The organism is Snodgrassella alvi (assembly GCF_002777855.1).
Taxonomy (GTDB): Bacteria; Pseudomonadota; Gammaproteobacteria; order Burkholderiales; family Neisseriaceae; genus Snodgrassella; species Snodgrassella alvi_E.
Genome location: NZ_MEIK01000029.1, coordinates 96,256 through 122,779, shown reverse-complemented (window position 1 = coordinate 122,779; position 26,524 = coordinate 96,256). Strand labels below are relative to the sequence as shown.

The following is a 26,524-nucleotide window of genomic DNA, read 5'->3' as shown; positions in this document are numbered from 1 at the left end:
TCTTGTATCTTTCACGTATCCCTTTAACACAATCAGGCTATAATTAAAAGTTACTTATACATGAATTGAGGATTTATGTATAAACACTATTAGATAAGTTGTATCTCTTTAATATTAATTAATTTTATTATTTTTTCCATTATTACGGATGATTTATGGCCATTTTGGTAACAGGTGGGGCTGGTTTTATTGGCTCTCACACTACAGTTCAGTTGTTAAATGCCGGCCACGATGTGGTTATTATTGATAATTTGTGCAATGCTTCAAGTATAGTTTTAGAGCGTATCAAAGAGATTACTGGCAAGGAAGTCACGTTTTATCAGGGGGATATTCGTGATCGTGGTTTGCTGCAACAGATTTTTGCTCAGCACAGAATTGAAAATGTTCTGCATTTCGCCGGTCTGAAAGCGGTGGGCGAAAGTGTGCGCGAGCCTCTGAAATATTATGATAATAATGTCAGCGGCAGTTTGATTCTGGCAGAAGAAATGGCTAAAGCCGGTGTATTTAATCTGGTATTCAGCTCTTCGGCTACGGTTTACGGTACGCCAGCTACGGTACCTATTGATGAATGTGCAGCTACCGGCGGCACAACTAATCCTTATGGTACGTCGAAGTATATGGTGGAACGGATGCTGATGGATATTCAGGCTGCCGATGCACGCTGGAGTGTGACGCTGCTGCGTTATTTTAATCCGGTGGGTGCGCATGAATCGGGACTGATGGGTGAAGACCCGAACGGAATTCCGAATAATCTATTGCCTTATATCTGTCAGGTAGCGGTGGGTAAGCTGGCTCAGTTGTCGGTATTTGGTGACGATTATGAGACAGCGGATGGCACAGGTGTGCGCGATTACATTCATGTGATGGATCTGGCTGATGGCCATTTATCTGCTATGCAGGCTACTGCAAATCGCTCCGGTGTACATATTTACAATCTGGGTACGGGACAGGGCTATTCGGTGCTGGAGATTGTGCGTGCTTTTGAAGCGGCCAGTGGACAAAAAATTCCTTATCAGATTGTGCCACGTCGCGCGGGTGATATTGCTGTATGTTTTGCCAACCCTGAGCGTGCGGCGCAGGAGCTGGGCTGGCAGGCACAGCGTGATCTGGCCTGTATGATGGCGGATGCATGGCGCTGGCAACAGCAAAATCCGCAAGGCTATGGGGCTGATGCTGTAGCTTGAATACCTAAACTATGTTTAAAACACCAGACCCACTGATTATGCAGTGGGTCTGGTGTTTTCGGTTTTTGAGTTTTGATGCAAAATTTAACGCTAATCGCTAAGCCGCTCCTGAGATAAAGTTGAAAGATGCTTGAGGTCTTTACCGGTTAACTATTGCTGACTAACTGGTGATGCTTATTATAATATAATGATAATTATTATCAATAACAATTTTTGTTTTTATATATTGTTTTTGTATCACGGGCATAAAAATGCTGCTTGTGTTTGAGGGTGGTAGCTGGCATTTACCCAGACGCTTCTTGTTTTCGGTATAATTGCCCACAGTTATTTTGTGTTTAAACCCTTTCTCTGTTTGTGCTTTTTGTCACAATTCTATCTGTTATCACACATGCCTATTTCTACTCCAACCGCTCAACTTGTACATCAACAGTTACTGGCCGATAACGAGCTGGCTGTAGCTGACTTTACTCATGCGCTGTCGTTGATGAGCGCACATCATATTGATTATGCCGATATTTACTGTCAACGCAGTACTTATGAAAGCTGGCATTTGGAAGAAGGCATGGTGAAGTCGGGCAGTTTTCAGATTGAGCAGGGTGTAGGGGTACGTGCAGTCAGCGGAGAAAAAACGGCGTTTGCTTATGCGGATAATCTAAACGTGCAGGCATTAACCGATGCGGCGCAGGCGGTACGGGCAATTGGTCAGGCTGGTCAGCAACGCTCAGTTGGTTTGCAAACGCGAAATCTGGCCAAGCCGCTGTACGGAATGGCTAATCCGATGCTGAGCTTGGATGCGGCTGCGAAAGTGGCTTTATTGCAGCGGGTAGAAACGCTGGCTAAAGCTGCGGATCCGCGCATTGTGCAGGTGATGGCTGGTCTGGTATGTGAACATGAGCTGATTTATCTGGCGCGGCTGGATGGCCGGATACACACTGACGTCCGTCCACTGGTGCGTTTGTCGGTTACGGTGATTGCGAAGCAGGGTGAACGGCGTGAACAAGGCAGTAGCGGTGGCGGCGGCCGCTTTGATTTGGGCTATTTCGATGAGGCCAAGGTTAAAGAGTATGTGGATATTGCTGTAGCACAGGCGCTGACCAATCTGGAAGCACGGCCGGCTCCGGCCGGATCGATGACGGTGATACTGGGCAACGGCTGGCCGGGTGTGCTGCTGCATGAGGCAGTTGGACATGGTCTGGAAGGTGATTTTAACCGCAAGGGCACCAGTGCCTTTGCTGGCCGTCTGGGTGAGCGGGTAGCGGCCAAAGGCGTAACGGTGGTGGATCAGGGTAATATAGCTGAACGCCGTGGTTCGCTGAATATGGATGATGAGGGCAATGCCACCCAGCGCACGGTGCTGATTGAAGATGGTATTTTATGTGGTTATTTACAGGATGAAACCAATGCTCGTCTGATGGGTGTACCGGTTACCGGTAATGGGCGCCGTGAAAACTATGCTTCGGCACCGATGCCACGCATGACCAATACTTATATGGAAAATGGTGTGCTTAATCCAGAAGAAATTCTTGCTTCTGTGGATAAAGGTTTATATGCGGTGAATTTTGGCGGCGGGCAAGTTGATATTACCAGTGGCAAATTTGTTTTCAGTGCTTCAGAAGCTTGGTGGGTTGAAAATGGTAAGCTGCAGTATCCGGTAAAAGGTGCCACCATTATCGGCAGTGGACCTGAAGTTTTGAAACATGTGAGTATGATTGGTAATGACAGCCGTTTGGACAGTGGTGTAGGTGTGTGCGGTAAAGACGGACAGAGTGTGCCGGTAGGGGTGGGGCAACCAACGCTACGCATTGATGCCGGCCTAACTGTGGGTGGCAGCCAGACCTGAACGATGTAAAACTGGCTAATCATAGCGGGCACCATTTGGTGCCCATTGTTGTTTTTAGCAGGCTGTAGTGTAGTTTTATAATGGATTACGTGTGAATTCTTTTAGCAACAGAGTGCTCAGATTTTCATGGCGGTTGTTGAAGCGGAATTCACACTCTTTCAGGTGCAAATAATATTTATCTACATTTATTCCGTTGAACATCGCTAGCCGCCGTGTCACAAAAGACCAGAAGGCAGCAATCTGATGGATTTTTTCTTCATGCGCCAACAGGCTTTCATCGCTATGATGCAGGCGGGCTCGTTTATTTTCTTCAACGTCAATCAGCATATCATACGGATACCAACTGCGTGCAGGCTGCACGGTACGAATATCTCGCTTACCTCGAATTACCTCCTGTAGCATTAGACGATATCGTTCGGGGATAATTTCTACATGGACTTTGTCATTACGCCACAATAGTCCACACACGAAATTTTTATCCGCGATGCCGTCGTGGTTGTCACTGAACGGTTGAATGTAATCATCAGTGATGGTCATGTCAAAATCTACAGGCGAATCCATAGCTGTGAGCAACACGATGCGGCTGCGCAGTTTATACATTAGTTTATTGACACTAATTCGGCTCACGTCACTTAACTGAGCAATCTTTGATGCAGGTAAATCTTCTACAAACAAGCGTATAATATGGCGAAATTTTGCCTCGTTTATGTGAGCATGATAGTAATATTTGTTAAATACTTTCATAACACTACTTTACCATATTATTTATTTAACCTAAGTTACCCTGTGAGCGACAACATGCGTATTAACCGTATCATTAAATCGAATCTAAGTCTAATTAAACCTTTGATAATGTGTGTAATTTTAAGCCTAAACTTTAGTTCTGTTATGGCGCAGGAGGCTTCCTCTGAGATGGCACCGCAGGCCCGTATCCGCCTGTACGGGCAAAACCAAAAACCCACCAATATGAGATACAGCTATGAGGGGCACTTGGTGAAAGAAACAGCTGGTGGCAATCTGGGCGGGGCTTTTACCTCTCTTTTGCACATAGCCCGAAACAGCAGTATTGGTATTCCTGCTACGTCTACGATAGAAACGATGAAACAGCATAATCATAATCTGTCTAAGCTGTTTTATCGCGAATTCACGATTCCGGCCAATATACCGATAACCATTTCTAATGCTTATATGGGTCTGACCACCGTCAATGATACTCATCAAAACGGATCCGTTATTTATAACGAGCCGTCCTGCCAGAGTAACAAATTAACATTTGTAGCCAAACCTGGTCATGATTATGAGGCGATTGCATCTTCTGCTTCGGCACAATGTGGTGTAACGCTGTTGGAGGTACATGCAGATGGTTCGACTACGCCATTGGTAAATGTACAGGCTGGTGGCAATTGATTTTTATCAAGTGCTGACTGAATAGTTTTTCATCCTGCTGGTATTCCAGCCGGCAGGAACACAGTGCGTTAACATAAACATATCAGCTAAAACAGCTGATATGTTTATGTTTGAGATGAGTTGAGCCGATTACTTTAGTGTGGTTAAAGGAGAAGATACGATATCTGTTTTTAGTGGATGGGGTAACCAATATAGCTGGATTATGCCGGCATCCTGATACGATTAAGTTAATTTTTCTTTTTTATTGGCTGTACAGAATTGTTTGCAGCTATGTTTTTCTGGTCTCACAAAAAGATTATGCTCAGACCGCAAGAATTTTTTTCCGGCAGTTGAGTTTGCTTCAAGACAATATGGCAATCACTGCGACGGATTTGCTACCATCAAATATAGAAATAAAAAAGTGGTATGTCCGCCTGATTTTTGGTCAGGCAAGCATACCACTTACTTATCTGTAACGCTTAGTTAGATTCTACTGCAGCCTGTACATCGCTGTAAGGAGCGGCTTTGGTACCAGAATCTGTGGTTGCACAAGCAGACAGTAACAGAGCAGCTAAAACTGCACTCAATCCCAATAATTTTTTCATCATTGTGTCCTTTATGGTTGGTTTGAAAAGCTGTTTTATTAATCTAGCTTAACTTTATTAATATAACAATTACTCTAGGTAAATTTTTCACTTTCAAACTGCATAATATATCCATTTTACGACACTATTGGCTTAACCTGCTGAATTGTTCGTATTCCAACAAAATTTACTTGACCTATAAATTTAATGGCTGGTATGAGACGTTTCCACGCCGCCTTTGAGTTGGCCGTAAACTTCTGTATGGCTGCTATTACCTCCGTCAGCAGCACAACCTGCCAGTAAAAATGTACAGCACAACAGGCTTAAAGACAGAATTTTTTTCATGTTAGCTTCCTTATTCAATATGCTTTATATTCTGGGTTGATTGGTGATTCTGCATCAATCTGACATAATGCGCAGCAGAATATTTTAGAAATTCGCGTTCTTTTTCAGTTAAAGGGCGGATCTGCTGTACGGGAGAACCCATGTACAGATAGCCACTGGCCAGACGTTTGCGTGGTGGCACCAGACTGCCAGCGCCAATCATCACCTCATCTTCGATTACGGCATCATCTAGTACGATAGAACTAATTCCTACTAGCACGCGGTTGCCTATGGTGCAGCCATGCAAATTTACATGATGACCGATGGTTACATCTTCACCTATCCGTAATGGTGAGCCTTCAGGCTTGTCTGCGCTTTTATGGCTTACATGCAGCATACAGTGATCCTGAATATTGCTCCGAGCACCTATCTGCATACTGTTTACGTCGGCACGTATCACCGCAAACGGCCACACGGATACCTGTTCGTGCAAAATCACATCGCCGATAACCACTGCTGTATCGTCGATAAAGCAATCTGGCGCAATTTGTGGTTGCGTATCTAAATAAGAACGAATATTGTTTTTCATGTTTTTGACCTTATCCTGTTGCATTATGCAACAGTATTTATAGCAGAAGATAAACAGCAGCTCCTGCCTTTTCCACCCGTTTTACCTGAAAAACCGCAAATTTACAGGTATTTTTCTCAAGAGAATACTATGTCTGAAAATGTTTTGTTGAATCTGGACAGCGAACCGCGATTTGATGCCATTCGTGCCGCTGATATCGAACCGGCTATGACTGAAGCCATGCTTCAGGCCAATGAAGCCATTAAAAACCTTAAAGCACAACCCGAAGTAAACTGGAATAATACGGTAGAATCGCTGACCAATATTACCGAACGCGCCGGCCGTATCTGGGGAGTAATTGCCCATTTGAACAGTGTGGCTGATACACCTGAGCTACGTGACGCCTATAATAGCCTGATGCCGAAAGTAAGTGAGTTTTTTACTGCCATCAGTCAGGATATTGATTTATACGAACGCTTTAAGAGTATTAAGGCCAGTGATGAATATGCTCATTTGAGTGCCGCTCAGCAAACCAAGCTGAATCACGATTTACGGGATTTTGTACTGAGCGGTGCGGAACTGCCGGCAGCGGAACAAGCTGAATTTGCCGCTTTACAGGCAGAGGGCGCTCAGCTTTCCGCTAGTTTCAGCCAGAATGTACTGGATGCTACAGATGCTTTTGCTTTGTATTTTGCCAATGGTGAGGAACTAGCAGGTAAAGAGAATACTTCCAGCGGTTGCAGCAGTAAGGCTGATTTTGCTCGCGACAGTGAAATTAGCGGTCTGACGGAAGAAGCGCTGGCCATGTTTGCTGCCGCGGCAGAAGCCGAAGGTAAAACTGGCTATAAAATCGGCCTGCAGATGCCGCACTATCTGGCTGTGATGCAATATGCACATAATCGCGAGCTGCGACGGCAGCTTTATCATGCTTATTCTACCCGTGCCAGCGAACTAGGTGAGGCTAAATGGGACAATACAGCTAATATTAACCGTATTCTTGAAATAGCCACTCGTGAAGCACACTTATTGGGCTTCCAGAATTATGCTGAGCTGTCTTTAGCCACCAAAATGGCTGATACGCCACAACAGGTGCTGGCCTTTTTACAGGATCTGGCTAGCCGCGCCAGACCATTTGCTGAGAAAGATCTGGCCGAAGTAAAAGCATATGCGCATGAGCATCTGGGATTGGATGAGTTACAACCATGGGATGTAACCTATGCCAGCGAAAAGCTGCGGCAGGCCAAATATGCCTTCAGCCAAACAGAAGTGAAAAAATATTTTCCGGCAGACCGCGTACTGGCTGGACTGTTTGCACAGATTGATAAGCTGTATGGGGTGCATTTTATTGAAAAACAGGTTCCGGTATGGCATCCTGATGTTCGTTATTTTGAACTAGAACAGGGTGGCGCCATTATCGGCGGGGTATACATGGATCTGTATGCACGTGCCGGCAAACGTGGCGGCGCATGGATGAATGATTATCGCGGCCGCCGCCGATTCACTGATGGTCATTATGCCGGCCAGCTTCAAACACCGATCGCTTATTTGGTGTGCAATTTTACTCCGCCTGTAGCTGGTAATACTGCGCGTCTGAGCCACGAAGAAATTCTGACATTGTTTCACGAAACTGGCCATGGCTTGCACCATTTGCTGACTCAGGTGGATGAGTTGGGCGTATCCGGTATCAACGGTGTGGAATGGGATGCGGTGGAAATGCCGAGCCAGTTTATGGAAAATTTTGTGTGGGAATACGATGTACTGGCTGGCATGAGCAGCCATCAGGACACTGGTGCCATCCTGCCGGTAGAACTGTACGACAAAATGCTGGCTGCTAAAAATTTCCAAACTGGACTGTTTATTTTGCGCCAGATGGAGTTTGCACTGTTTGATATGGAAATTTACAGCCAGCCTGGCTGTGACTGGCAGCAAACATTGCGGGATGTACGTCGCAAGGTTGCGGTGATGCCGCAACCAGACTTTAACCGCTTTGCCCATTCTTTCAGCCATATATTTGCCGGAGGCTATTCTGCTGGCTACTATAGCTATAGCTGGGCAGAAGTTCTATCGGCTGATATTTATGCAGCCTTTGAAGAAGAAGCTGATGCGTCTGCTACCGGCAAACGCTTCTGGCATGAGATTCTTGCCGTAGGCGGCTCACGCCCGGCCATGGAATCGTTTAAAGCTTTCCGTGGCCGCGAACCCAGTATTGATGCATTGCTACGCCATTGTGGCTTGGATGAAGCTGTCTGAATATAAATGGAAAGTAGAAAACGCGGTGCTTGTACCGCGTTTTTTTTTGGTTTGCGATTGAGTGATGAATTAAATTATTCAGTTTAGTTAGTTTTTTTATTTTAAATCAATTGGCTAATCTGTTATTTACACGTTTTAATATATTTTTTTTGAAATCTGATTTCATAGTCAGACTGGATTTATTAAATTTCCTTCACTCATTAATAACAAAATAGATTAACATGTTAAGATAAATATATTATTTTTTTATTGTCTATGCAGATGGGGAAAATGGTTGATACCAGCAAAAACTACTGGTTTTTAGGTGCCTGCCGAGATGGTAATGATGACCTAAGTGAATACTTTATCAATAGCGGAACGTGGCTATATTACGGTCAAAATAATAAGGATATAAATTTGATCCAGTCTATCCAGACCGGAGATAGGATCGCTATCAAGACTGCTTATGTACAGAAAAATAAATTACCTTTTGATAACAAAGGTTATCCCATTCCAGTATTGAAAATCAAAGCGATCGGTACAGTTTTGCAAAATCCAGGGGATGGAAAAAGCCTGAAAGTTGATTGGGATAAAAATTTTTCTGAAAAAAAATGGTATTTTTACTCCAATCCAAAAACAATTTGGAAAGTAATCCCGAGCAACTGGCAAGCTGAAGAGTTAATTAATTTTACTTTTCATAATCAACTTCAGGATATCAACAGATTTTGCAATGCACCATACTGGCAGAAACGTTTTTGTAACGTCGATATAAATAAGCTAGAACTAACCAAATCTAGATGGAAACAAACTGTTTTAGAATTCATTAAGGAATTGTGTCATCAAAATAACAGTGAGATTTTTAGCCGGCAACAAATTCTCGAATATTATCAGCAAAAGTTGAAAGAACTGTTTCCTGATAACAATACTATCGAACAATCTGTAAGCCGAACCTTACAAGAATTACGTGACCAGAATATTTTACAGTTTGTAACAAGAGGGCAATACAAATTATCTGATTATGATCTAGACATTACTGAACACTTCAGTGCAGATATACAGGAAAACAGTCAGGATTACATAGTGAGACCATTTTATTCTCTCAAGGATTTAATCAACGAAGGCTGCTTTGTTGATCCTCAACAATTAGAAATTATTCTGGAAAGGTTAAAAGAAAAGAAAAACCTGATTTTACAAGGACCGCCCGGTACAGGTAAAACTTGGCTGGCCAAACGTCTGGCCAATGTGATGGTTGGTTTCCAAGATTTCGATAATATTAAAGTAATACAGTTTCATCCAAATATGTCTTACGAAGATTTTATTCGCGGTTATCGACCCTCATGTGATGGCAAGCTTGAATTGATTGATGGTCCTTTTATCGAAATGGCCAATCGGGCCAGATACGATCCTAATACAAATTATGTACTTGTAATTGAAGAAATCAATCGAGGCAATCCGGCACAGATTTTCGGTGAAATGCTGACCTTACTGGAGGCAAATAAACGAAATTACCATGAAGCTATGGAATTAACCTATAAGCGTAATGATGAAACCGTTTTTTTTATTCCGGATAATCTATACGTAATCGGTACCATGAATATTTCCGACCGATCACTGGCCATGTTTGATTTAGCATTGCGGCGACGCTTTGCATTCTTCACTCTGCAACCAAACTTTGGCAAGCAGTGGCTATCCTATATGGCAGAAAAAACGGCCATTGCACATGAGAAATTAGAAGACTGGCAGCAACGCATGTTGCTACTGAACCAGAAGATCAGCGATGATCCGATGTTGGGAAAGGCTTTTACCATTGGCCACAGTTATCTGACCACTAATAAACCTGTTCCAGATGCAGATACTTGGTATAAAAACATTATCGACACTGAAATTCGGCCTTTACTAACAGAATACTGGCTTAATGATCCAAATAAAATTGATGAGGCTATTGAAGCCTTACTGTCTGATGTGTGCTGATAGTAATGCAAAAGCCTGAACGATCCACTACCAATAATACCGTCGCTACGATACCCATCAGAAATATCTGGCTGCTGCTATTGTATGCTTCTGATCTGTATAAAACACTTGGTGCGCAGCAAAGGGTAAAGCTGGAACAAAATCCTCAAGAACTGATTATTCTGGTTGCAAAACTATATTGTCAGGCTGTTAGCAAAAGGCTGATGCGCGCATTATCCTGCGGATATCAGCAACATACACAATCACTAACTCGTGTCAGGGGAAAAATAGATCTGCTGACTACCGCACGCCAGCAGTTATTAGAAAAAGGGCGCATTCGATGCCAGTTTGATTCTTTAACCATTGATACCCCGAAAAATCGCTTTATTCATGCTGCCGCGCATGTATTGCTGGCACAGTTAGAAGATAAAACATTAATCCGGCAATGCCAGAACATTATCAGTCGGTTTACGGCGCTTAAGATAGGGCAGTCGACTCAGTATGATCATTTAACTGAATCTTTTGATCAATCTGGCAAACAAGATAAAACGCTGCTTACTCTGTGCCGGCTGATATTTAATATGGCTATACCCACCGAGCAGGCAGGAAGTTATTTACTGGAGCAAGCAGATAAAAAAGATCAGTGGTTGCGGCATTTATTTGAAAAAGCAATAGTTGGATTTTGCCGCACTAATTTGAGTAGTAAGGATTGGATAATAAGCGCCGGCAAACGATTATATTGGCAGCAGCTACAACCCAGTACTGGTATAAAGGATTTTTTACCCAGTATGCAGTCTGATTTGGTAATTGAACGCCGCCAGTGCCGGCATCGCCTAATTATTGATACCAAATGTACGTCTATACATACCCAGTCTTTTCATAAAGACAAGGTGTTTAAAAGTCCTCATATTTACCAGCTCTATACTTATCTGCGCAGTCAGGAAAATCCTGTTGATCCGCCATCACTCAATGCAACCGGAATGTTATTGTATCCTGCAATTAATGAATCGATTAATGAATCTGTCACCATTCAAAATCATCAGTTCCGATTCTGTACTATTGATCTTAATCTGGATTCCGGTTTAATCAGAAAAAATTTATTGGATTTATTAAGTCAGTGGTGCTGTAGTAGTGGCGGCTTTCAGCAAAATGATTAAAAGAGAAGACTATTATCTAAAATAAACTAAGTTTTTTTCTGCGCCATACAGTTTTTATTCGATAATTATTTAATTTATCCTATTGAGATTTTAAACTTGTTGATTTCTCTCAATATGATTTTTTTAATACAACCTAAATAAATAAGTAAAATCAGTTTTTAAAGCAATTTTTCCAGCTTTCATCTACCATATATAAAAGCTAGTTTATAAATGGTTTTTTGGTTTCTGTGCATTGACCTAAGGAATATAATTAATCGGTGGCAATACCAGCTCTGGCACTTTTATTTAGCCTTTTATTAAGTTCAGATCAGTGGATATAACCAAATACCGGCAGAAACAGATTTTAATGCTCATTACTTTTGTCTGATCCACTTTGAATATATTTTATTGGGTAAATTGATTATATTAATTTAAAAAGGCTGTTTATTTCTTCATATAAGGAAACGTATGATAGTCTGTGCTGGCAAATAAAAAGCTGACTATCAATTTCGACAGCCAGCTTTTTTCTTGCCAGAAAGCTTATTCCTCATCCTCAATCAATGCATCTACAAATGCTTTGGCGTCAAACGGGCGTAAATCGTCGATGCCTTCGCCTACACCGATGAAACGTACCGGTATCGGGCGTTTGGCGGCCAGTGCGGCGAGGATACCGCCTTTTGCGGTGCCATCCAGTTTAGAAACGATCAGGCCGGTTAGGCCAAGGGCGTCGTCGAAAGCGACTACTTGATTGATGGCGTTCTGGCCGACGTTGGCATCGAGTACCAGCATGACTTCGTGTGGTGCTTCGGGTAATGATTTTTGCAACACGCGTTTTACTTTTTTGATTTCTTCCATCAGATGCAGCTGGGTTGGCAAGCGGCCAGCGGTATCAGCCAGTACGATATCGATACCACGTGCTTTGGCTGCTTCAAGGGCATCGAAGCAGACGGCGGCAGAATCACCGGATTCCTGCGCAATTACGGTTACGTTATTGCGCTCACCCCATTGCTGTAATTGCTCGCGCGCAGCTGCGCGGAATGTGTCACCTGCGGCCAAGAGGACGCTTTTACCCTGACTTTGAAAATATTTGGCCAGTTTGCCGATACTGGTGGTTTTGCCTGCTCCGTTTACACCAGCCATCATGATAACAAAAGGTTTTTTATCAGCAGGTATGGACAAGGGCTGCTGAAGTGGCTGCAGTAATTCATATAAGGCTTCTTTCAGAGCGCTGCGCAGTTCGTTTCCGTTTTTCAATCCTTTCAGGGTAACGCGCTGGCGTACCTGTGCCAGTAGTTTTTCGGTGGCTTCGATACCCATATCACTGGTGAGCAATACTGTTTCCAGCTCTTCGTACAGGTCTTCATCGATTTTGCCGCCACCAAATACAGACGCTAACGATTTGGCCATCTGGTTGCGCGATTTGCTTAGACCCTGTTTGAGCCGTGCTGCCCACCCTAGTCGTGCTGGTTTGTCTGTATCGCTAGGGGTTTCTGTGGTTTCTACTGGAATCACGATGGTGTTTTCGCTGGCCGGAGCCTGAACAACCTCTGATTCCGTGCTGGTGGCAATGGCGGCCGGCTCATCTACAGCAGCCGGTACGATGATGTCTTCTGTTGTTTCGGTAGCTGTAGATTCGGAGACGGCTGCATTCGCTGTGTGCTCTTCTACGCTTTGGTGAGTAGCAGCCGGGTCAGGCTGAGTATGAGTTTCAGCCGCTGTATCGGGTTGCTCTACTGATTCCGGCTGAGCGGGGTTAACGCTGGCTTGTTCTTGCTCTGGCTCTGTATTTTTTTTTCTTTTAAAAAATCCAAACATGGGTTATTCCTGATGCTAGGTGAACCAAAGTTCTGTAAAAGCTTGTCTTTGGTAATGAATATATGGGTGCTATTGTAGCTTAGAGCCGCTGGTTTGATAATGTGTTATGGTATTTAGGCCAATTTATACGGCCGGTTTGGTTTGCGGGTATTTGAGTTTTTATCAGTCTCTAAGGTTTTTTTCTACTTATGTTGTTGGCAGTTTCAACGATGTTGGCAGAAAGTATTGCCGAAGCGCTCTGAAAACGGATGGATATTTTTTCCGCCATGCTAATGAAAGCACTGTGCATTTCTGAAATAGCCGCTGACGTTATTTTTATTCGCATGTATGCACTGGTTGCGATTGGTAGTGATGTTCCGGATTACTGTTTTTGTTTCGAGTATTGATGCGGTTTTGAATGCTGTTATTGCCGCGTTATTGCAATAATTCGGACCAGCTTTCCGGTTTTTGCCAGTTTACGCGATGGATGTTGGTTGCGTTGCGGTTGTAGGGCTGATCATAAATCCAGTGCTGCCATTGTGGTTTCAGGCTGCCGCTTATCATGGGTTTGTCATCAATGAGGATATCGCCGCGAATCCATGTTTTGTCTTTGGCTAAAATGATGCGGTTTAGCCATTCATCACCTAAGTAGCGGGCGACCCAGTCAAATTTTTCGGATACGCAGTAATGATAATCGTCGATAGGTGAGGTGCAGATGCGTACGTCGTGTCCTGCTTCTAGTAAGCGTCTGGCCGCCTGAATACCCTGATTCATGGGTGGCAAGGAGGCAAAAAAACCCTTACTGCTGTAAATCTGTGTCAGCTGTTGGTGATACTGTGGCGCCATGTCTTCACGCAGGTAGAAATGTCGGCGCTCTGGCAGGGGTAGGGGCTGCTGGTAGGTTAGTTCCCAGCGCTGTCTTACACCCTGCTCAAAATCAGCCAGAACTCCATCCTGATCGAGTAAAATCAATTTGGCTGCCATACGATTTCCTGTGGTGGGGTCTGCGATTATCAGAGTGTTGTTTATAACATGTTTTTTAAGGCAAGTCGTACACCTTCACTGATGTCGGTACCGGCCGGTATGTCTTTGCAGGCGCTGCGGGCTTCTTTATCGGTATAGCCTAAGGCCAGCAAAGTGTTAATTATGTCTTCGTTTGCGCTGGCAGCTTCGGCAGCATACAAACCTAGGCTATCGCCACTGGCAGCTAATTTGCCGCGTAGCTCAAGTACGAGACGCTCGGCTGTTTTTTTACCAATTCCGGGAGCAGCGGTCAGGCGTTTGATGTCTTCGCTGGCGATAGCTGCCGCTAGTTCATCACTGCTGAGGCTGGAGAGTATGCCCAGTGCGCTTTTGGCTCCGATGCCGCTTACTTTGATAAGTGCACGGAAAGTTTCGCGTTCTTCGCGAGAGCCAAAGCCAAACAGCAGATGGGCATCTTCCCGTATTACCAGCTGGGTGTAGAGCGCCGTTTCTTCTCCGACTGCGGGTAGGTTGTAAAAGGTTTGCATGGACACCTGAGCCTCGTAACCCACGCCATGTACATCCAGTACCACTATCGGTGGATTTTTTTCTAGCACGATACCGCGTAAACGACTAATCATTATGTTCCTTTCCTGACGCGGGACAAACAAAAGCCCGTGCATGATACCACGGGCTTTTGTCTGAGTTTGTTGCTGAGTTTACAGTGTGGTCAGCATAGATTTTCTGGCTTCATCAGCACGTTGTTGTTGCTGGAAAGGGCCCATACGGACAACGTAGCTGTTTTTCACTTTCACCAGTTTGGCCTGCTGTGCGCTGCCAGCAGCCTGCAGATGCTGTGTGGTTGCTTTCAGATACTGCTGTGCCAGCTCTTTGTTGGCAAATTTCTGTAAATCAACATAAATGTTGCCACCACTGCCGGCCGGTTGCAGGCTTTCGCCGGGCAGTACCTGTTCTACGCGTACCTGTGCTGTGCCGGCACGGACGAAACCCAGTTTCTGCGCCGCAGCGTAAGATAAGTCCATGACACGATTCGCGTGGAAGGGGCCACGATCGTTTACTCTCACGACGACAGTCTTGCCGTTTGAAAGATTGGTTACCCGAGCATAGCTGGGAATAGGTAGAGTGGGGTGGGCTGCTGTCAGCATCTGGCTGTCAAACCGCTCTCCAGATGAGGTACGGCGCCCGTGAAAATTCTGACCATAGTAAGAGGCTCGGCCTACCTGACTGAAACTGGCCACTTTTTGTAACGGGTAATATCGTTTGCCCGCTACCTGATAGCTAAGGTTAGCTGTTTTATGCAGATGCTCTGCTGGTGCTACTGTAAGATTAGATAGAGATTTTTTAGCATGATAAACCGGCGCTGACAGATGAGCGGTCTGCTTGGCACTGGCCAGGCTTAACCCCAGTATCATGACAACGCTAACAAATAATACTTTAATCCTGATCAAACCGTATTTCCGTTTCTGTGAGTAAAAGACGCAAACACCAGACATGCAGATTTTGTTGTCCACGACAACACGTTAGTCTGGTAAAACTGTATTTATACTAAGACAGCAAAAAAACAGTGGCAGCCACTAAAAAGTGGCAGGAGAGGCAGTAACCTCAATTGGCGGGAACTGACACCGACTGTGGTTTAATACAGCACATTGGCGGGTTCCGAAAGTTGCTTACTAATCGGCTAAAAGCCGAAATGGTAACGCAGTTAATAATTGAATCAGTAATTTATCAGGGCGACACTATGCCAAACAAGCCTTTGTCTGTCAAAGATTTTTTCAATCCGGATGAGCCAGCGACCAAACAAAAACCTGTGCGGCACCCGATTTTTTAAGGGTTTGCGCTAGTTCGGCAATTGTTGCGCCGGTGGTCACAACATCGTCAATTAACAACAGGTTACGTTTTTTTACGGGCTGCTTCAAGTGAAATACACTGCGTACATTACGCTGGCGGGCTGATTTTTTCAATGTCGACTGGGGCGGCCGGTGGGAGCGATCAATGCAGTACGGTGGCAGCAGCGGTAATTCGTAATGGCGGGCAATGCTGGCAGCAAGCAGCTGGCTTTGATTAAAGCCGCGCTTAAACAGCCGCTGACGGCTTAAGGGCATGGCCAGCACTGCGTCTATTTGTGCGGTTTCTAGCCACTGTGGCGGCCGTGCCAGCATTAATGCGGCCAAGGTATCGAGCAGGGCAAGCTGGCGCTGATGTTTGTACGCGCTGAGTATTTGTCGGAGTGGAGTGGCATAGCGGTAACTGGCATAGAGGCGAGCAAATGGCCAATGCTGCCCGCATTGCTCACAAGTTCCCGCTGTCAGATTGCCGGAATGGCATTGCAAACAGATATCACGTTCTGGGCGCTGAAGGCTGCTTATGTCCTGCCAGCACGGATGGCACAAGCCTGAGCCATCAGCATAATCGTGGCATAATAAACAGTGCGGCTTGCCGATACAGGCGTGCCAGAATGAAGTAAGTAATGAAACTATTCCCATGATCACACCTTCTCAAACTTTACTGATACACGGCTGGGGTGCCAATCATCATATTTTCGACCCTTTTCTGGCCAACCTGCCGCTGCCAAATCAAATGCATATGCTTACACCGGATCTACCCGGCCATGGCAGTGCGCCTTTTAATGGTACTTTTGATATAAATGTTATTGCCGATCAGCTGGCAGCGCAGTTATCCACACCAGCTCATATTCTCGGCTGGTCGCTGGGAGGTATGGTGGCCATCAGTCTGGCCGCACGTTATCCAGACAGGGTTGCCACGCTGTGTCTAACAGCCAGTCTGGCTAAATTACTGGCCAGCAGTGACTACCCACAAGGCCTGCAAAAGGTTAGTCTGCATCAGATGGCAGACAAATTCAGGATGGATTATCCCAAATACATGCAACAGTTTCTACAGTTGCAGATGCTGTATGCGGATACGGGAATACAAACCGTCATGCAGCATCTGCTGCCGGCCATTTGCCAGTACGGAGCACCGGTTGCTCTTAACGCGGCTTTGCATGCGTTAGAACAAGCAGATTTACGCCCGCTACTCAGTAGCTTACACTGTCCGGTATTACTGGTTTACGGTGGTCGCGATACCATAACGCCGCCACGCATGGGCGAATATCTGCATCAGCACCTGCCACAGAGTGAATGGCATCTGCTGCCGCAGGCTGCTCATACACCGTTTTTAAGCCATCCTGATGAATTTGCCCGTGTACTGGGTCGGTTTTGGGAACAATACACATGACAACTCTGCCACACCAGCCAGACTGGTTCCTGCATGCACATCTGGCCGCGACGCTAGACGAACGCCTGAGTATTCTGAAACAGCCGCCACAGCACATTTTGCTGGCCGCTGCTGATGGCAATGAAAGCTACCGCTTACTTAAAATGCGTTATCCACAAGCTTGTTTCCATGAATATGATAGTCGCAGCTGCTATCTTCAGGCAGCACAGGCGATTCGAAAAGCCAAACAGAGCTGGTGGCAGAAGCTCAATAGCAGTCTGCCGGAACAGATCGCATCCGACCGGCTGCCGGATAATCAGGCGGCGGATATGGTATGGAGTAATCTTGGCCTGATTCATCAGCCAGATGCAGTAGCGGTGATTGATAACTGGGCTGGTGCTTTGCGCCCTGACGGTCTGCTGTTTTTTAGCCACTTTGGGCCGGATACATTAAAAGAAGTCCTGACACTGTGGCGCGCTGCGGGTATAGTGGTCAGCGCGCCGATGCTACTCGATATGCATGACCTTGGCGACATGCTGTATCAGCACGGTTTTTATGATCCGGTGATGGATATGAATATGCTTACGCTGCAATATACTAAGCCAGAACGCTTTATCGAAGATATGCGCACAGCCGGTCTGTGGCAGAGTCTGAAATTTGACAACGAAATCGAGGCTGTACGTATTCTGGCACAGGCGTGGCAGAATGAAGATATACAGAATATCACGCTGGAACTGGTGTACGGACATGGTGTGAAAAAACAGATTCTTCCAGAGAACGTTGCACCGATACAGTTTTATCCATCGTCTTCCACTCACTCTTCCTAACCTTAATATAAAAATATAAATATGAAATGTACTGTATTGCTGCGTACCTGTGCTGTGACTATTTCGGTTTTCTGTAGTCTTTCTGCTTGTAAAAGCACTACTCCTGTCACCCCAACGCCGGCAACCAAGCCGCGTGCGGTTATCGGGCTGGCACTTGGTGGCGGGGTTTCTAAAGGGTTTGCGCATATCGGGGTAATAAAAGTTTTACAGGAAAACCATATTCCGATACGGGTGGTGACTGGCACCAGTGCTGGCGCGCTGGTAGGCAGTATGTACGCCTCTGGTATGAGCCCCGACCGGCTGGAGCTGGAAGCAGAAATTCTAAATAAAACCGATCTGGTGGATCCGGTGCTGTCTACTTCCGGCTTTATCAAGGGGCAGAAACTACAGGATTACATCAATGCGAAGGTAAAGAATAAACCGATTCAGCAATTTCCTATCCGCTTTGGTGCCGTAGCCACTGAATTCGGTACAGGCCGCATGGCAGTGTTTAATAGTGGCAATGCCGGACAGGCTGTACGCGCCTCGGCAAGCATTCCAAATATTTTTCAGCCAACGGTAATTGGCAATAAACGTTTTGTGGACGGTGGTTTGGTAGCACCAGTACCGGTCACCGCCGCCCGACAACTTGGTGCCAATGTGGTCATTGCGGTGGATATTTCCGCCAAACCGGCGCGCCTGACCAGTGAAGGCTTTTTTTCTTATTTAGACCAGAGCCTGAATATCATGAGCGCTTCGGCACTGAACAGCGAGCTAAGTAAGGCGCAGGTGGTGATCCGGCCACAGGTACAGAAGCTGGGTACTGTTGGCGGCTTCGACCAGAAAACGCAGGCTATTCAGCTGGGTGAGCAAGCAGCGCGTGCCGCTTTACCACAAATTCGCGCGGTTCTGGCCAAATATCAGGTTAACTGAGCGCTCTGTGCCCGTGTAATTGGATGCAGGCTGCCGCTGTGGCAGTCTGCGTTTTTATTCTGGTTAATCTTGTTAAAAATAATGCAATCCATGATAGTGGCAATTTAATGATTATTAACTAAAATAATCAATAATGTTTTATTCATATGCCATGAAAAACATGAGCTAATTCACAATATTAGCGTTAACTGTAAACTGAATGATTTTCAGGCAATCAAGAATTTCATAATTAAAAAATGATAAAAAGATATTGACACGGTTTGTATTTAGTATAAGCAGGAAACCATCTATGTGAATCTACTGGTTGAATAATATGAATAAAACTATTTCTGGCAATTCATTTTAGTTTTTTATATACGCAAGCTTAGTTGTTACAAAATGAATATCTAATTGTTATCAGCAACAACCAAATACTTCCATTTATCATATAGACAGTCAGCCAAAGCACTATAAACAAAACCGTCATTCAGGTAATGCATTTCCTGCTTATGTGTAACGCAGCCAGTATAAAATAAACTGAATACATACCAATAGACATTACCGAACCCCACTGTCGACTCTTTTTATACTTTTCTATGTGCAGCCGTTTTGCTGCAATTTTTATGATAATTATGGAAAACCCAAAAAGAAAACCGCCTTGATAAACGAGGCGGTTGGATAATATGGTACTGAATCAATTTTAGGCTTTTAGTTCAGCACGCAGTTTTTTAGTCACTTTTACCATCACTTCTAGAGCTGCCGTGGTTTCCGGCCAGCCGCGGGTTTTCAGTCCGCAGTCTGGATTTACCCACAAGCGACGTTGGTCGATAACTTTCAGCGCTTTGCGCAGCAGGTGCTCCACTTCAGCTTCGGTAGGTACGCGCGGGCTGTGGATATCATATACGCCGGGGCCGATATCGTTTGGATAGCTGAATTTCACAAAGGCATCGAGCAATTCCATATCAGAACGTGAGGTTTCGATGGTAATAACATCAGCATCCATGCTAGCAATTGCTGGCAGAATATCATTGAATTCTGAATAGCACATATGGGTATGAATCTGCGTACTGTCGTCAGCATCGGTAGACGTCAGGCGGAAAGATTCACACGCCCAATCCAGATATTCATCCCATTGCGCACGTTTCAGCGGCAAAGCTTCGCGAATAGCCGGTTCATCAATCTGAATGACGCGGATGCCGGCTTTTTCCAGATCCAGCACTTCATCGTTTAAGGCCAAAGCAATCTGTTTGCACACCAAGCTCAATGGTACGTCATTGCGCACAAAGCTCCATTTCATCATGGTCACCGGACCGGTCAGCATACCTTTCATCGGCCGTTTGGTCAGCGACTGAGCATAGGCAGACCACGCTACGGTCATGGCTTTCGGGCGGGCGACATCACCAAAGATAATCGGCGGTTTTACACAGCGGGAACCATAGCTTTGTACCCAGCCATACTGAGTAAAGCAGTAGCCATCCAGCTGCTCACCAAAGTATTCCACCATGTCATTGCGTTCGGCTTCACCGTGCACCAATACATCGATATCCAGTTTTTCCTGCTGCTCAACACAGTAGGCGATGTCTTTTTTCATCGCAGCTTCATAATCAGCGGCACTCAGCTCACCTTTTTTGAAAGCCGCACGGGCCTGCCGGATTTCTTGAGTTTGCGGGAAGGAACCAATAGTTGTAGTGGGCAACAACGGCAGCTTCATCCACGCTTGCTGTTTCTCAATCCGCTCTGCAAACGGGCTATGACGTTGGTCGGCATGAGCACGCAAATTAGCTACACGCGCAGCAACCTGATCGTTATGAATCAGTTTACTGGTCTTGCGTCCGGCAGCAGCAGCATCAGAAGCAGCCAGAGCTTCCTGTACCGTGTCCTTACCATGTGCCAGAGCTTGTTTGATAATACCCAGCTCTTGTAATTTCTGGGCAGCAAAAGCCAGCCAGTTTTTGATTTCTGGGTTAAGTTTCTCTTCTACATTTAAATCCTGCGGGCTATGCAACAATGAGCAGCTCGGTGCAATCCACAGATTGTTGCCCAACTGAGTGGCTACCGGTGCCAGCAAATCGATTACTTCACGCAGATTGGCACGCCACACGTTGCGTCCATCAATCAGGCCTACGGACAGAACTTTGTTTTCTGGCCATACATTGGCAAACTCGGCCAGCTGCTCGGGTGCACGGACACAATCAATGTGTACACCATTTACAGGCAAATTTTTGAGTAAATTCAGGTGTTCGGCCACACTACCAAAATAAGTACCGATGATGATGCGGGTACCAGTAATAGCCAGCTCCTGATAGGTAGGTGCAAACGCATCCAGCCATTCACGCGCAATGTCCACCGCCAGAATTGGTTCATCAATCTGTATCCAGTCTACACCGGCATTGGCCAGTTCACGCAGCAGTTTCTGATATTCAGGCAACAGACGTGGTAGCAGTTCCAAACGGTTATGACCGGCATCTTTTTCCTTACCCAGCCACAGCAACGTCAGCGGACCTACCAGCGTCGGTTTGATATCGTGGCCAGTGGCTTTGGCTTCTTCGATCTGTGCAATCAGATTGGCGGCATTGGCTTTAAAGCTGGTGTCCTGATGCCATTCCGGCACAATATAGTGGTAGTTGGTATCAAACCATTTGGTCATTTCCATAGCCACCTGAGTGGCATTACCGCGAGCAAGCTCGAAATACTGGCTAAGAGTAAGCGTGGCCGCATCAAACCCAAAACGAGCCGGAATAGCGCCAAGCGCACACAGAGTATCCAGCACATGGTCATAATAAGAAAAATCACCAACCGGCAGCAAGTCAGCGCCAGCAGCTATCTGAGTAGCCCAGTTTTTCTGGCGAATATCCGCGGCGGTCTGCCGCAGCTCAGCCTCACTTTTGCTGCCTTTCCAAAACGCTTCAACAGCAAATTTGAGTTCGCGTTTAGCGCCAACACGCGGATAACCGGATAAATGGAATGTATTCATAAGTGTTTCTCCCTATTTGTGAAAGATAAATTTCGATAATAGTCAGTGTGCGGGAGTTAAGACATGACGACAAGCGATAAATTTTGCAGTTCTACATGAAAAATTTTAATATACCAATCAAACACTATGCAGTACGAGAATATGATAAGGTATGTAAGTGTATAGTACGAAAACAGATAAATGGCTATTCGAAGAGAAACAATCAGCATAGCCATATCACTCTTAATTAATAAACAAAACGATTGTTTATGAATTTTTTAACTTGTATTCGTGGTTAAAATAATCATTAAAGGCGGAAAATATGGAGTCGATTATTGAGCTGCGTCATTTACGTACTTTGCTAGCTCTCGAAGAAACCGGAAGTGTTTCCATGGCAGCCAAGCGAGTATTTCTGACCCAGTCTGCGCTATCACATCAAATACGGGTGCTAGAACAGTTTTACGGCACACCACTCTTTGAACGCAAATCCAGCCCCATTCACTTTACACCCGTAGGCGAACGCCTACTGCAACTGGCGCGCGAAATCACGCCTCTGGTCACCGTAGCTGAGCTGGATATGGCGCAGATTATTGAAGGCGAAGCAGGGGAGCTGCGTGTGGCTGTGGAATGCCACACCTGTTTCGACTGGCTGATGCCAGCCATGGATGCGTTCCGGCCGCTGTGGCCGAAAGTGGAATTAGACATCGTATCTGGTTTTCAGGCTGATCCGGTTGGATTACTGCTGACCCATCGTGCCGATCTGGCCATTGTGTCTGAATATGCACCTCAACCAGGAATTCTTTTTCAGCCTTTATTTGCCTATGAAATGGTAGGAATTTGCGCCAAAGACCATCCACTGGCCGCCAAAAGTGTCTGGCAGGCGCAGGACTTCACCGACGACACACTGATTACCTATCCGGTACCGGACGATATGCTGGATTTAATTCGTAAAGTATTGAAACCAGCAGGCGTACAGCCCGCACGCCGCAACAGCGAATTAACTATTGCCATCATCCAGCTGGTCTCAAGCCGGCGTGGTATAGCAGCTTTACCATATTGGACGGTGATGCCCTATCTGGAGAAAGGTTACGTGGTGGCACGCCAGATTGGCGACATTCCATTGCAAAGTGAGCTGTATGCAGCGATGCGCGAATCAGACCACAGCAAAAGCTATCTGGATAGTTTCTGCCAAATTGTGCGTGAGCGCAGTTTCGCCGATTTACCTGGTCTTAGCCCACTGAGCACCCCCGATTAATTTCCAACGACACAGACAATTTACATTGGGAGTGGTCCGACAGTTGTAAAAAGTGTTGGCAGCTTGCCGCATCTGAAGCGAATACCAAAGTAGATACAATACCAATTATATTCATGTTTGCGAAAACCAGATAAGCACTCATGATTTCCATCTGCGCTGAACTGGTAGTGAATAAATAACGGCAACCGGAGTGGCTCCGCTACAAGTTATCTGAAGAAGAATAGAAACAGTCTGAGCAGGATACCGTTCTGGCTGCAGGTGAAGACATGTTCACAGTTTATTTGTATACATACACTGAATGCCAGAAAAGCAGAGTTTTTTTCCAAAAAGCACGGTTTTCGCCTACCGGTATTTACCTTATATAGAATTTTCCTGTTTAAACGTTCAATTAAAGCTGATTATTCCTGTTCACAGAAACTGTTAATAATCCATTAACATATTTTTCCTTGCGATTTTTCAGCCTCAATCGGCTACAATAAGCGCTATGGAAATTCTATCTTCTTCCGGTTTACTAACCGGCCTCAATAGTGAACAATTAGCCGCCGTCACTTGGCCGGCGCAGCCTGCTTTGGTACTGGCCGGTGCCGGCAGTGGCAAAACAAGGGTACTTACCACCCGTATTGCTTGGTTATTACAAACAGGCCAAGCCAGTGTCCACAGCATACTGGCTGTTACCTTTACCAATAAAGCAGCCAAAGAAATGCAATTGCGCCTAAGCGCCCTGTTACCAGTATCAGTACGCGCCATGTGGCTGGGTACCTTCCATGGTCTGTGCCATCGTTTTCTGCGCCTGCATTATCAAGAAGCCGGCCTGCCGAAAACGTTTCAGATTCTGGACATGGGTGACCAGCTATCTGTGATTAAGCGCTTGCTCAAACAACTCAATATTTCTGATGAAATCATTGCTCCGCGTAGCCTGCAAGGATTCATCAATGCTCAGAAAGAAAACGGTTTGCGTGCCTCCCAGCTAAGCGCACGCGACCCGCATGAGCGGCAAATGATTGAATGCTACGCAGCCTATGACAGCCTGTGCCAGAATGAAGGTGTAGTGGATTTTGCCGAGCTGATGCTGCGCAGTTACGAAATTCTGCAAAATAATGATGTACTAAGGAGCCATTATCAAAATCGCTTTAACCATGTACTCATTGATGAATTTCAGGACACCAACAAACTTCAGTATGCATGGTTAAAACTGCTTGCCGGAAAACAAGCAGCGTTTTTCGCAGTCGGCGACGATGATCAGAGTATTTATCGCTTCCGCGGAGCCGAAGTAGCCAATATGACCCGCTTTCTGCATGAATTTAACGTGAGCGAACCCATTCGGCTGGAACAAAATTATCGCTCCGTTGGTAACATTCTTACCGCAGCCAATGCCGTGATTGCGCATAATGCCAGCCGACTGGGAAAAAATCTGCGGACCGAAGCAGGCACCGGAGAAAAAATTCGTGTCTTACAAGCGATAAACGATATAGAAGAAGCCCAATTTGTTGTCGATGAAGTAAAAGCTTTGCACCGTGAAGGACTAGACTATATACAGATGGCAATACTGTATCGCAGCAATGCTCAATCGCGTGTACTGGAACAAGCCTTATTTCGCGCCGGTATTCCCTACAAAATCTATGGCGGTTTGCGTTTTTATGAACGGCAGGAAATCAAAAATGCACTGGCATATCTGCGGCTGGCCGTCAATCCCGATGATGATAACGCACTTTTGCGTATCATCAATGTACCCACTCGCGGAATCGGCGCCCGCAGCATTGAAAATATTCAGGCAGCAGCCAACGAAGCCAATACCTCACTATGGCAGGCTGCTACCAATCTGGCGTCCAAAAACAGCAAAATTGCCGCTTTTGTGCGTCTGATAGAAAATCTTCAGCTTCAAGCTACGCAGATTTCCCTGTCGGAAATCATGGCTGCTGCCATCTACGACAGCGGACTGATGGAATATTACCGTACCCAAAAAGGCGAGCAGCAGGAACGCATCAACAACCTAGAAGAACTTCTCAATGCAGCAGTAGCATTCAAGCCACAAGAATCAGGATTTGAATTTGAATCCGACTATGACCCAAACGACCCATTATTCGCAGTATTATCATTTCTAAGCACCGCCTCACTCGAAGCAGGCGAACATCAGGCAGGGCAGGGCGAGGATGCTTTGCAATTAATGACAGTTCATGCGGCTAAAGGTCTCGAATTTGACGGGGTTTTTCTTACTGGACTGGAAGAAGGCCTGTTTCCGAGCGAATACAGTATGGCTGAGCGCGACGGACTGGAAGAAGAGCGGCGTCTCATGTATGTTGCCATTACCCGTGCACGTAAACGCTTGTATCTAACCATGGCCGAGCAACGGCTACTACACGGACAGACTCACTTTGCCTTACCATCACGCTTTGTGGATGAAATACCCGAAGCAGTACTGCAATACCTGTCAGCACACAAAAACTCTTTGATAGCCAGACAGCAGAGCACACAGCGCACCAATCCATTTCATAGCCGCAGCAAACTGGCTGAAACACAAGCCAGCCCAGATTTCGACGGCTTCCAGCTGGGGCAGAATGTGCATCACGAGCGTTTCGGTACTGGTGTCATTATCGATGCCACACATAAAGCAGAAGGCGCGCGTCTGACCATAAACTTCGGCAAACAGGGAATCAAAGAGCTAGATACCGTATTTGCCAAAGACAAACTGACCATTATTTCTTAAACCGTTACTCAGGTAACGCCAAACACACCGACACTCCAGAGAGGAGACCCATCATGCAGCAGTACGACCAAAATAACATCTTCGCCCGAATCATCCGTGGCGAAATTCCGTGTCATAAAGTATATGAAGACGCACAAACACTGGCCTTTATGGATGTGATGCCGCAGGCGCGCGGCCACGTACTGGTAATTCCGAAATGCGAAGCGGTAGAGTTAACCGACATGCCAGATGATTATCTACAAGCAGTATTCAATGCAGCCAGAAAAATCATCACCGCCCAACGTAAAGTGTTACACCGTGATGGCGTAGTTCAGTTGCAGTTGTCCGGCGAACAAGCTGGCCAGTCCGTATTTCACTACCACATTCATCTGATTCCCGGCCACATTCATGAACTCGCCAAGCATGAGAGCACACCTGCTGATCAAGCAGAGCTGGCACAGCTGGCCGCGCAGCTACGCGGTGAACTGGAATGAAACTTCAGTTTGATACAATAATTATCCACAGATTTATCCACAGATAATCAATTTAATAATATAAGCAAAAAAGAAATTAATCCTTTATTCACAAGGATTTCAGAACAAAAGCTAAATTTTATTCAGACAAATACATTAAATTTGTCCACAATATATTTACCCAGACTGCCACCTTTCCACATCGCTTCTGTAGCAAATCATACAGAAGCGATTTTTTACCTGGAGCTAT

Annotated in this window: 22 protein-coding genes; 12 read left to right on the top strand and 10 right to left on the bottom strand. The window is 45.6% G+C overall.

All coding sequences use genetic code 11. The annotated features are described in order from the left end of the window. The first annotated feature begins 155 nt into the window (after positions 1-155). Both galE and tldD read left to right on the top strand, forming a co-directional pair. The gene (gene galE, locus BHC43_RS04395; RefSeq protein ID WP_100156627.1) at positions 156-1,184 is read left to right on the top strand and encodes a UDP-glucose 4-epimerase GalE; all 1,029 of its coding nucleotides are present in this window, start codon (positions 156-158) and stop codon (positions 1,182-1,184) included. 388 nt (positions 1,185-1,572) lie between these two features. Further along, entirely contained in the window at positions 1,573-3,024 is a 1,452-nt protein-coding gene (gene tldD / locus BHC43_RS04390; protein WP_100156626.1) for a metalloprotease TldD, read from the top strand. A gap of 75 nt (positions 3,025-3,099) precedes the next feature. On the opposite strand, the gene BHC43_RS04385 is transcribed toward tldD, so the two are convergent. Continuing rightward, the gene (locus BHC43_RS04385) at positions 3,100-3,768 is read right to left on the bottom strand and encodes an IS1595 family transposase (RefSeq protein ID WP_100156625.1); all 669 of its coding nucleotides are present in this window, start codon (positions 3,766-3,768) and stop codon (positions 3,100-3,102) included. A 168-nt stretch (positions 3,769-3,936) separates the two neighbouring features. On the opposite strand from BHC43_RS04385, the gene BHC43_RS04380 reads away from it, so the two are divergent. Then, complete coding sequence (locus BHC43_RS04380) at positions 3,937-4,431, top strand: hypothetical protein (protein WP_100156624.1); 495 nt, start codon at positions 3,937-3,939, stop codon at positions 4,429-4,431. 458 nt (positions 4,432-4,889) lie between these two features. Here BHC43_RS04380 and BHC43_RS10900 read toward each other — a convergent pair whose 3' ends face one another. The 3 genes from BHC43_RS10900 to BHC43_RS04370 form a co-directional block, all read right to left on the bottom strand. Further along, positions 4,890-5,015, bottom strand: coding sequence for a hypothetical protein (locus tag BHC43_RS10900; protein ID WP_257377984.1), 126 nt, complete (start codon positions 5,013-5,015; stop codon positions 4,890-4,892). Positions 5,016-5,198: 183 nt separating this feature from the next. Further along, a complete protein-coding gene (locus BHC43_RS10690) occupies positions 5,199-5,339 on the bottom strand; it encodes a hypothetical protein (RefSeq protein ID WP_180297426.1) in 141 nt (46 codons plus the stop codon). A 10-nt stretch (positions 5,340-5,349) separates the two neighbouring features. Beyond that, the gene (locus tag BHC43_RS04370) at positions 5,350-5,907 is read right to left on the bottom strand and encodes a gamma carbonic anhydrase family protein (protein ID WP_100151500.1); all 558 of its coding nucleotides are present in this window, start codon (positions 5,905-5,907) and stop codon (positions 5,350-5,352) included. A 129-nt stretch (positions 5,908-6,036) separates the two neighbouring features. On the opposite strand from BHC43_RS04370, the gene BHC43_RS04365 reads away from it, so the two are divergent. The 3 genes from BHC43_RS04365 (at position 6,037) to BHC43_RS04355 (ending at position 11,222) form a co-directional block, all read left to right on the top strand. Continuing rightward, positions 6,037-8,136: a M3 family metallopeptidase gene (locus tag BHC43_RS04365; RefSeq protein WP_100156716.1), complete on the top strand. Its 2,100-nt coding sequence runs from the start codon at positions 6,037-6,039 to the stop codon at positions 8,134-8,136. 270 nt (positions 8,137-8,406) lie between these two features. After that, positions 8,407-10,086, top strand: coding sequence for an McrB family protein (locus BHC43_RS10685; RefSeq protein WP_180297425.1), 1,680 nt, complete (start codon positions 8,407-8,409; stop codon positions 10,084-10,086). Positions 10,087-10,091: 5 nt separating this feature from the next. Further along, entirely contained in the window at positions 10,092-11,222 is a 1,131-nt protein-coding gene (locus tag BHC43_RS04355; protein WP_100156622.1) for a 5-methylcytosine restriction system specificity protein McrC, read from the top strand. 519 nt (positions 11,223-11,741) lie between these two features. Here the strand turns inward: BHC43_RS04355 and ftsY are convergent. The 5 genes from ftsY to BHC43_RS10895 form a co-directional block, all read right to left on the bottom strand. Then, positions 11,742-13,016: a signal recognition particle-docking protein FtsY gene (gene ftsY / locus BHC43_RS04350; RefSeq protein WP_100156621.1), complete on the bottom strand. Its 1,275-nt coding sequence runs from the start codon at positions 13,014-13,016 to the stop codon at positions 11,742-11,744. 414 nt (positions 13,017-13,430) lie between these two features. Continuing rightward, positions 13,431-13,979 carry a 5' nucleotidase, NT5C type gene (locus tag BHC43_RS04345; RefSeq protein WP_100156620.1) on the bottom strand — a complete coding sequence of 183 codons (549 nt, stop codon included), beginning with the start codon at positions 13,977-13,979 and terminating at the stop codon, positions 13,431-13,433. A gap of 41 nt (positions 13,980-14,020) precedes the next feature. Next, on the bottom strand, positions 14,021-14,599 hold the full coding sequence (gene ruvA, locus BHC43_RS04340) for a Holliday junction branch migration protein RuvA (protein WP_100151497.1): 579 nt from the start codon (positions 14,597-14,599) through the stop codon (positions 14,021-14,023). A 78-nt stretch (positions 14,600-14,677) separates the two neighbouring features. Then, entirely contained in the window at positions 14,678-15,391 is a 714-nt protein-coding gene (locus BHC43_RS04335; RefSeq protein ID WP_100141055.1) for a septal ring lytic transglycosylase RlpA family protein, read from the bottom strand. A gap of 360 nt (positions 15,392-15,751) precedes the next feature. Beyond that, a complete protein-coding gene (locus tag BHC43_RS10895; RefSeq protein WP_100156619.1) occupies positions 15,752-16,462 on the bottom strand; it encodes a ComF family protein in 711 nt (236 codons plus the stop codon). On the opposite strand from BHC43_RS10895, the gene bioH reads away from it, so the two are divergent. From bioH to BHC43_RS04315, 3 genes are read left to right on the top strand one after another with little or no spacing between them, the layout of a single operon-like run. Continuing rightward, positions 16,461-17,213, top strand: a complete 753-nt coding sequence (gene bioH, locus BHC43_RS04325) for a pimeloyl-ACP methyl ester esterase BioH (RefSeq protein ID WP_100156618.1) — start codon at positions 16,461-16,463, stop codon at positions 17,211-17,213. The two genes, BHC43_RS10895 and bioH, sit on opposite strands and share 2 nt — an antisense overlap. Then, positions 17,210-18,019 (top strand): methyltransferase, encoded by an 810-nt coding sequence (locus BHC43_RS04320; RefSeq protein ID WP_100156617.1) that lies wholly within the window; start codon positions 17,210-17,212, stop codon positions 18,017-18,019. The genes bioH and BHC43_RS04320 overlap by 4 nt, the downstream gene beginning before the upstream one ends. 21 nt (positions 18,020-18,040) lie before the next feature. Further along, positions 18,041-18,931, top strand: coding sequence for a patatin-like phospholipase family protein (locus tag BHC43_RS04315; protein ID WP_100156616.1), 891 nt, complete (start codon positions 18,041-18,043; stop codon positions 18,929-18,931). Positions 18,932-19,610: 679 nt separating this feature from the next. Here the strand turns inward: BHC43_RS04315 and metE are convergent. Continuing rightward, a complete protein-coding gene (gene metE, locus BHC43_RS04310; protein WP_100141050.1) occupies positions 19,611-21,884 on the bottom strand; it encodes a 5-methyltetrahydropteroyltriglutamate--homocysteine S-methyltransferase in 2,274 nt (757 codons plus the stop codon). A gap of 301 nt (positions 21,885-22,185) precedes the next feature. On the opposite strand from metE, the gene BHC43_RS04305 reads away from it, so the two are divergent. From BHC43_RS04305 to BHC43_RS04295, 3 genes are all read left to right on the top strand, one after another. Beyond that, positions 22,186-23,118: a LysR family transcriptional regulator gene (locus BHC43_RS04305; protein ID WP_100151493.1), complete on the top strand. Its 933-nt coding sequence runs from the start codon at positions 22,186-22,188 to the stop codon at positions 23,116-23,118. A gap of 484 nt (positions 23,119-23,602) precedes the next feature. Then, positions 23,603-25,822, top strand: coding sequence for a UvrD-helicase domain-containing protein (locus BHC43_RS04300; RefSeq protein WP_100156615.1), 2,220 nt, complete (start codon positions 23,603-23,605; stop codon positions 25,820-25,822). Positions 25,823-25,875: 53 nt separating this feature from the next. Then, positions 25,876-26,295, top strand: coding sequence for an HIT family protein (locus BHC43_RS04295; RefSeq protein WP_100141047.1), 420 nt, complete (start codon positions 25,876-25,878; stop codon positions 26,293-26,295). Positions 26,296-26,524 lie beyond the last annotated feature (229 nt).

What these genes read in the sequence shown, in the direction of transcription:
- galE (WP_100156627.1), top strand. Translation starts at nt 156, where the DNA reads ATGGCCATTTTGGTAACAGGTGGGGCTGGTTTTATTGGCTCTCACACT.
- tldD (WP_100156626.1), top strand. Translation starts at nt 1,573, where the DNA reads ATGCCTATTTCTACTCCAACCGCTCAACTTGTACATCAACAGTTACTG.
- BHC43_RS04385 (WP_100156625.1), bottom strand. Translation starts at nt 3,768, where the DNA reads ATGAAAGTATTTAACAAATATTACTATCATGCTCACATAAACGAGGCA.
- BHC43_RS04380 (WP_100156624.1), top strand. Translation starts at nt 3,937, where the DNA reads ATGGCACCGCAGGCCCGTATCCGCCTGTACGGGCAAAACCAAAAACCC.
- BHC43_RS10900 (WP_257377984.1), bottom strand. Translation starts at nt 5,015, where the DNA reads ATGAAAAAATTATTGGGATTGAGTGCAGTTTTAGCTGCTCTGTTACTG.
- BHC43_RS10690 (WP_180297426.1), bottom strand. Translation starts at nt 5,339, where the DNA reads ATGAAAAAAATTCTGTCTTTAAGCCTGTTGTGCTGTACATTTTTACTG.
- BHC43_RS04370 (WP_100151500.1), bottom strand. Translation starts at nt 5,907, where the DNA reads ATGAAAAACAATATTCGTTCTTATTTAGATACGCAACCACAAATTGCG.
- BHC43_RS04365 (WP_100156716.1), top strand. Translation starts at nt 6,037, where the DNA reads ATGTCTGAAAATGTTTTGTTGAATCTGGACAGCGAACCGCGATTTGAT.
- BHC43_RS10685 (WP_180297425.1), top strand. Translation starts at nt 8,407, where the DNA reads ATGGTTGATACCAGCAAAAACTACTGGTTTTTAGGTGCCTGCCGAGAT.
- BHC43_RS04355 (WP_100156622.1), top strand. Translation starts at nt 10,092, where the DNA reads ATGCAAAAGCCTGAACGATCCACTACCAATAATACCGTCGCTACGATA.
- ftsY (WP_100156621.1), bottom strand. Translation starts at nt 13,016, where the DNA reads ATGTTTGGATTTTTTAAAAGAAAAAAAAATACAGAGCCAGAGCAAGAA.
- BHC43_RS04345 (WP_100156620.1), bottom strand. Translation starts at nt 13,979, where the DNA reads ATGGCAGCCAAATTGATTTTACTCGATCAGGATGGAGTTCTGGCTGAT.
- ruvA (WP_100151497.1), bottom strand. Translation starts at nt 14,599, where the DNA reads ATGATTAGTCGTTTACGCGGTATCGTGCTAGAAAAAAATCCACCGATA.
- BHC43_RS04335 (WP_100141055.1), bottom strand. Translation starts at nt 15,391, where the DNA reads ATGATACTGGGGTTAAGCCTGGCCAGTGCCAAGCAGACCGCTCATCTG.
- bioH (WP_100156618.1), top strand. Translation starts at nt 16,461, where the DNA reads ATGATCACACCTTCTCAAACTTTACTGATACACGGCTGGGGTGCCAAT.
- BHC43_RS10895 (WP_100156619.1), bottom strand. Translation starts at nt 16,462, where the DNA reads ATGGGAATAGTTTCATTACTTACTTCATTCTGGCACGCCTGTATCGGC.
- BHC43_RS04320 (WP_100156617.1), top strand. Translation starts at nt 17,210, where the DNA reads ATGACAACTCTGCCACACCAGCCAGACTGGTTCCTGCATGCACATCTG.
- BHC43_RS04315 (WP_100156616.1), top strand. Translation starts at nt 18,041, where the DNA reads ATGAAATGTACTGTATTGCTGCGTACCTGTGCTGTGACTATTTCGGTT.
- metE (WP_100141050.1), bottom strand. Translation starts at nt 21,884, where the DNA reads ATGAATACATTCCATTTATCCGGTTATCCGCGTGTTGGCGCTAAACGC.
- BHC43_RS04305 (WP_100151493.1), top strand. Translation starts at nt 22,186, where the DNA reads ATGGAGTCGATTATTGAGCTGCGTCATTTACGTACTTTGCTAGCTCTC.
- BHC43_RS04300 (WP_100156615.1), top strand. Translation starts at nt 23,603, where the DNA reads ATGGAAATTCTATCTTCTTCCGGTTTACTAACCGGCCTCAATAGTGAA.
- BHC43_RS04295 (WP_100141047.1), top strand. Translation starts at nt 25,876, where the DNA reads ATGCAGCAGTACGACCAAAATAACATCTTCGCCCGAATCATCCGTGGC.